Consider the following 6,070-nt stretch of genomic DNA (forward strand, 5'->3'; position numbering starts at 1 on the left):
AGGAAAGGGGGGCCCGGGCTGTGCCCCGGCCCCCCTTTTTTTCACGGGTTCAGCGGGTTCAGATGCCCGCGGCCTTCGACAGGTCGGCCTTGATCTCGGCCAGGACCGCCGTCGCCTTGGTGCGAGCGCCCGCGAGGGCGGCCGCGTCGGCGACCGGGACCACTACCTCCAGGTAGCACTTGATCTTCGGCTCCGTGCCGCTCGGCCGGACGATCACCCGGGCGGCCGAGACGGCCCCCGACTCGTCACCGGCGAGGTGGTAGCGCAGGCCGTCCGTCGGGGGCAGGGACTCCGTGCCCTTCGCCAGGTCCTCGGCGGACGTCACGTGCAGGCCCGCGAGGACCGTCGGCGGCTGCTCGCGCAGGCGGCGCATCGCGTCCGCGATCAGCGACAGGTCCTGGACGCGCACCGACAGCTGGTCCGTGGCGTGCAGGCCGTGCTCGACCGCCAGGTCGTCCAGGAGGTCGGTCAGCGTCCGGCCGGACTCCTTGAGCTCCGCGGCCAGCTCGGCGACCAGCAGGGCAGCCGTGATGCCGTCCTTGTCGCGGACGCCCTCGGGGTCCACGCAGTAGCCGAGCGCCTCCTCGTAGGCGTAGCGCAGGCCGTCGACGCGGGCCAGCCACTTGAAGCCCGTCAGCGTCTCCGTGTACGGCGTGCCGGTGCTCGCGGCGGCGATGCGGGAGAGGAGGGAGGACGAGACGATCGTCGTGGTGAACGTGCCGCGGGCGCTCTTGTGCACCAGGTGCGTGGCGAGCAGCGCGCCGACCTCGTCGCCGCGCAGCATGCGCCAGCCCTCGACGCTGTCCGCGTCGGGCACGGCGACGGCGCAGCGGTCCGCGTCCGGGTCGTTGGCGATGATGATGTCCGGCTGGGCCTCGCGGGCGGTGGCGTACGCCAGGTCCATGGCGCCCGGCTCCTCCGGGTTGGGGAACACCACGGTCGGGAAGTCCGGGTCCGGCTCGGCCTGGGCGGCGACGACCGTCGGGGCGGGGAAGCCCGCGCGCTCGAAGGCGGCCGTCAGGACGTCGCGGCCGACGCCGTGCATGGGCGTGTAGACGACGCGCACGTCGCGGGCGGAGCCGCCGGTCAGGACGGCGTCCGTGCGCTCCAGGTAGGCGCCCACGATGTTCTCGTAGCGCAGGGTCTCCCAGCCGGCGGAGGGGCGGGGGACGTCGTCCAGGGTCCGGATGGCGGCGATCTCCGCGGCGATCTCGGCGTCGGCGGGCGGCACGATCTGGGAGCCGTCGCCCAGGTAGACCTTGTAGCCGTTGTCGCGCGGCGGGTTGTGGCTGGCCGTGACCTCGATGCCGGCGACGGCGCCGAGGTGGCGGATCGCGAAGGCGAGGACGGGCGTGGGGAGGGGCTTGGGGAGGAGCGCGGCCTTCAGGCCGGCGCCCACCATGACGGCCGCCGTATCGAGGGCGAAGTCCGCGCTCTTGTAACGGGCGTCGTAGCCGATGACGACCGTGCCGCCGGTGTGGCCCTGCTTCTTGAGGTAGGCGGCCAGGCCGGCGGCGGCGCGGATGACGACGGAGCGGTTCATGCGCATGGGGCCGGCGCCGAGCTCACCGCGGAGGCCGGCGGTGCCGAACTGGAGGGTGCCGGCGAAGCGGGCGGCGATCTCGGCGGTGTCCCCGGCGTCGATGAGCCGGGCGAGCTCCTCGCGGGTGTCGGGGTCGGGGTCCTCGGCGAGCCAGGACTTGGCCTGGGCGATGAGGGCGTCTCGCTCTCGCTCCACGGTGTCTCCTCCGGAGGGGTGGGTGGGTATGGGGTCTGGGGGGTGCGGCCGGTTTTCGCGTGCCGGTCGTCCGTGGGTCGGGGGCGGGGTGGGCCGGGGCTTCCGGGGCTGCATGATTTACGGGCCCTTGGCCCCGGTGTTGCATGGAGTGCCCGGAACGAGGGCCCACAAATCACGCTTTACGCCCCTTGCCAGCCCCGGCCCACCCCGCCCCCTCCCGCCCGGTGGTCCGGTGCCCGTGGGCCCGTGGGCCTCTGCCCTTGGGTACGGGCACGTATCCCAGTAACGGGCGGGTGGGTGGGGCTGTCGCGCGCCGTAGGCGCGCGGGGAACGCCAACGGCGCCGCACCCGGGTGTGGGGAACGGCGCCGTACCGGCCGGGTCAGAGCTTCGGGAGGACCCGGGCCAGGAGCTGGCCCATGCGGGACGCGGAGTCGCGGCCGGCCTGGAGGACCTCTTCGTGGTTGAGGGGCTCGCCCGTCATGCCCGCGGCGAGGTTCGTGACGAGGGAGATGCCGAGGACCTCGGCACCGGCCTCGCGGGCCGCGATGGCCTCGAGCGTGGTGGACATGCCGACGAGGTCGCCGCCGAGGGTGCGGACCATGCGGATCTCGGCCGGCGTCTCGTAGTGCGGGCCGGGGAGCTGGACGTAGACGCCCTCCTCGAGGGTCTCGTCCACCTCCTTGCACAGCGCGCGCAGGCGGCGCGAGTACAGGTCGGTGAGGTCGACGAAGTTGGCGCCGACGATCGGCGAGGTCGCCGTCATGTTGATGTGGTCGCTGATCAGCACGGGCTGGCCGGGGCGCATGCCCTCGCGGAGGCCGCCGCAGCCGTTGGTGAGGACGACGGTCTTGCAGCCGGCGGCCACGGAGGTGCGCACGCCGTGGACGACGGCGGCGACGCCGCGGCCCTCGTAGTAGTGCGTACGGCCGAGGAAGACCAGGGCGCGCTTGTCGTTGATCTTGTACGAGCGGACCGTGCCGGCGTGGCCCGCCACGGCGGCGGCGGTGAAGCCGGGGAGCTCGGTGACCGGGAACTCGGCCTCGGGAGCGCCGAGCGCCTCGGTCGCGGGGAGCCAGCCGCTGCCCATGACCAGGGCGACGTCGTGGGTCTCGGCGCCGGTCAGCTCGCGCAGACGGGCGGCGGCGGCGTCCGCCGCGGCGTACGGGTCGGCCTGGATGTCGGGAGTAACTGATGCGTTCACGCGGACGAGGGTAGCCGCTTATCGCCTACGCGCGTAGATGTCACTGCTCACGGTGTTCCGATTGTTGCTTTGTGGGTTGTGACGAGACGTAGTCGTCACAACCCGGCCCCGGCCGTCAGCAGGGGCGCTTGCGCAGCTCCATGACGTAGTCGTGGGGGGCGCCCGCCGATTCCGCCGCGTCGGCGATCTCGCCGAGGTACCGGGCGGAGGGCAGGCCGCCCTCGTAACCGTTCAGGACGTAGATCCACGCGGGCTCCTCACCGTCCAGAGTGTGCACGCGGACGCGCATCCGGCGGTAGATGTCGAGGCCGACACCCTCCCAACGGTCCATCGAGTCCTCGTCCATCGGGGCGATGTCGTAGAGGGCGACGAAGACCTGGGAGCGGGGTGCCTCGACCACGGTCGCGAGCGCGCCCTCCCAGCCCAGCTGCTCGCCGCCGAAGGTCAGCCGCCAGTCGGCGAGCCAGCCCGTGCCGCGCAGCGGCGAGTGGGGTGCGCGGCGGGACATCAGCCGCGCGTCGAGGTTGCCGGCGTACGCGGCGTAGAGCGACATGGTTTCGAGGGTACGGGAGTGAGGCGCGACGGCATTTGGGATGGCAGTCTCGAAGGGAGGTTCGTCCGGAACCTCCTGCCGGTTCTCGCACGGATTGCCGTATGCATACGGGTACGGATCCGCTGGGGAGGCCCCGGGAGAAGTCCCTTCGACGGGTGCGGGACAATGGAGTACGTGACTCGGATCGTGATCATCGGTGGCGGACCCGGCGGCTATGAGGCGGCGCTCGTCGCCGCGCAGCTCGGTGCGGAGGTGACCGTCGTCGATTGCGACGGTCTGGGCGGGGCGTCGGTGCTCACCGACTGTGTCCCCTCGAAGACGCTCATTGCGACGGCCGAGGTGATGACGACCTTCGACTCCTCGTACGAGGAGCTCGGGATCATCGTCGCCGACGACACGCCGCACATCGAGCAGGCGGCCCGGGTCGTCGGCGTGGACCTGGGCAAGGTCAACCGCCGCGTGAAGCGGCTGGCGCTCGCGCAGTCGCACGACATCACGGCGTCCGTCACCCGGGCGGGTGCACGTGTGCTGCGCGGCCGGGGCCGGCTGGAGCCGAACCAGGCGCCGGACGGCTCGCGCCGCGTGATCGTGACGGCCGCGGACGGGACCGAGGAGATGCTCGTCGCGGATGCGGTGCTGGTCGCCACGGGCGCGCACCCGCGCGAGATCCCCGACGCGCAGCCGGACGGCGAGCGCATCCTGAACTGGACCCAGGTGTACGACCTGGACGAGCTCCCCGAGGAGCTCATCGTGGTGGGCTCGGGTGTGACCGGTGCCGAGTTCGCCGGCGCGTACCAGGCGCTGGGGTCGAAGGTGACGCTGGTGTCGTCGCGGGACCGCGTGCTGCCGGGTGAGGACCCGGATGCGGCCGCCGTCCTGGAGGACGTCTTCCGGCGCCGTGGCATGAACGTCATGGCGCGGTCGCGGGCGCAGTCCGCGAAGCGAGTCGGCGACCGGGTCGAGGTCACGCTCGCGGACGGCCGCGTCATCACCGGTACGCACTGCCTGATGGCGGTCGGCTCCATTCCGAACACGGCCGGGATAGGGCTGGAGGAGGCCGGGGTCCGGCTCAAGGAGTCCGGGCACATCCACACCGACCGGGTCTCGCGCACCAGTGCGCCGGGCGTCTACGCCGCCGGTGACTGCACGGGCGTGCTCGCGCTCGCTTCGGTCGCGGCGATGCAGGGACGTATCGCCATGTACCACTTCCTGGGTGACGCGGTCGCGCCGCTCAACCTGAAGTCGGTCTCGGCGAACGTCTTCACGGACCCCGAGATCGCGACCGTCGGCTACACGCAGGCCGACGTCGACAGCGGGAAGATCGACGCCCGCATGGTCAAGCTGCCGCTGCTGCGCAACCCGCGGGCGAAGATGCAGGGCATCCGCGACGGCTTCGTGAAGCTGTTCTGCCGGCCCGGCACGGGCATCGTCGTGGGCGGCGTCGTGGTGGCCCCGCGGGCGAGCGAGCTCATCCACCCGATCTCCCTCGCCGTCGACAACAGCCTGACGGTCGAGCAGATCGCCAACGCGTTCACCGTCTACCCGTCGCTGTCCGGTTCCCTGGCGGAGGTCGCCCGGCAGCTCCACTCGCGCAAGACACAGCGCGAGGCTTAGGGGTTGGATTATTGCGCTGAGTGGTCAGGGAGGCTTTGGCCTTGAGCCCGGGCCTCCTATACCACTTTGAGCGTTCCGCAGCGGACAACTTCCGTTAATTGCTGCAACCTGCTGAAAACGGATGGTCGTTGGCGTTACTGTCGGTTTCGTGTTCGCTGCAGAACGTCGTCAATTGATCCTCGAAATGGTGCGGGCCAACGGGGCGGTTTCGCTCCGTGAGCTCGCCCGCGTCGTCCAGACCTCCGAAGTGACCGTACGGCGGGACGTGCGCGCACTGGAGGCAGAAGGACTGCTCGACCGCCGGCACGGCGGTGCGGTGCTGCCGGGAGGCTTCACCAGAGAGTCCGGCTTCCCGCAGAAATCCCATCTAGCGACCGCCGAGAAGACGGCCATTGCCGATCTCGCGGCGAGCTTCGTCGAGGAAGGCGAAGCCGTCGTCGTCGGCGCCGGTACGACCACGCAGGAGCTGGCCCGCCGGCTCGCACGCGTACCGGGACTGACCGTCGTCACCAACTCCCTGCTCGTCGCCCAGGCCCTCGCCCACGCCAACCGGGTCGAGGTCGTCATGACGGGCGGCACGCTCAGAGGATCCAACTACGCCCTGGTGGGCAGCGGTGCGGAGCAGTCCCTGCACGGGCTGCGCGTGACACGGGCGTTCCTGTCCGGGAGCGGGCTGACCGCCGAGCGGGGCCTGTCCACGTCCAACATGCTCTCCGCGAGCGTCGACCGGGCGCTGGTGCAGGCGGCGGCGGAGGTGGTCGTGCTCGCGGACCACACGAAGCTCGGTACGGACACGATGTTCCAGACCGTGCCCACGGATGTGATCACGCGGCTCGTGACGGACGAGCCGCCCTCCCACGACGACCGCGCGGCGACGGAGCTGCAGGCCCTCGCCGACCAGGGCGTCCACATCTCGGTCGCCGGGCCCGGCGCGGGGTCGGGCCAGGGGCCGGGGTCCGGAC

The 6,070-nt window shown here is 71.7% G+C and carries 5 protein-coding genes; 2 read left to right on the plus strand and 3 right to left on the minus strand.

Features of this window, described 5'->3' with window-relative positions; translation table 11 throughout:
• Window positions 1-58 precede the first annotated feature (58 nt).
• From V7793_RS12080 to V7793_RS12090, 3 genes are all read right to left on the minus strand, one after another.
• On the minus strand, window positions 59-1,738 hold the full coding sequence (locus V7793_RS12080) for a phospho-sugar mutase (protein WP_336005544.1): 1,680 nt from the start codon (window positions 1,736-1,738) through the stop codon (window positions 59-61).
• Between the two features lie 381 nt (window positions 1,739-2,119).
• On the minus strand, window positions 2,120-2,941 hold the full coding sequence (locus V7793_RS12085) for a purine-nucleoside phosphorylase (protein WP_168094824.1): 822 nt from the start codon (window positions 2,939-2,941) through the stop codon (window positions 2,120-2,122).
• Window positions 2,942-3,056: 115 nt separating this feature from the next.
• Window positions 3,057-3,494 carry a gamma-glutamylcyclotransferase gene (locus V7793_RS12090; RefSeq protein ID WP_030369994.1) on the minus strand — a complete coding sequence of 146 codons (438 nt, stop codon included), beginning with the start codon at window positions 3,492-3,494 and terminating at the stop codon, window positions 3,057-3,059.
• A 165-nt stretch (window positions 3,495-3,659) separates the two neighbouring features.
• On the opposite strand from V7793_RS12090, the gene V7793_RS12095 reads away from it, so the two are divergent.
• Window positions 3,660-5,108 (plus strand): NAD(P)H-quinone dehydrogenase, encoded by a 1,449-nt coding sequence (locus tag V7793_RS12095; RefSeq protein WP_336005549.1) that lies wholly within the window; start codon window positions 3,660-3,662, stop codon window positions 5,106-5,108.
• Between the two features lie 148 nt (window positions 5,109-5,256).
• A partial coding sequence (locus V7793_RS12100; protein WP_443057891.1) for a DeoR/GlpR family DNA-binding transcription regulator occupies window positions 5,257-6,070 on the plus strand: 814 nt, incomplete at its 3' end.

Origin of the sequence: Streptomyces sp. KLMMK (assembly GCF_036961605.1) — a bacterium.
GTDB classification, from domain to species: Bacteria; Actinomycetota; Actinomycetes; order Streptomycetales; family Streptomycetaceae; genus Streptomyces; species Streptomyces telluris.

Bases quoted from the DNA above. Each gene is read 5' to 3' on its own strand.
- V7793_RS12090 (WP_030369994.1), bottom strand. From the start codon at position 3,494: ATGTCGCTCTACGCCGCGTACGCCGGCAACCTCGACGCGCGGCTGATG.
- V7793_RS12095 (WP_336005549.1), top strand. From the start codon at position 3,660: ATGGAGTACGTGACTCGGATCGTGATCATCGGTGGCGGACCCGGCGGC.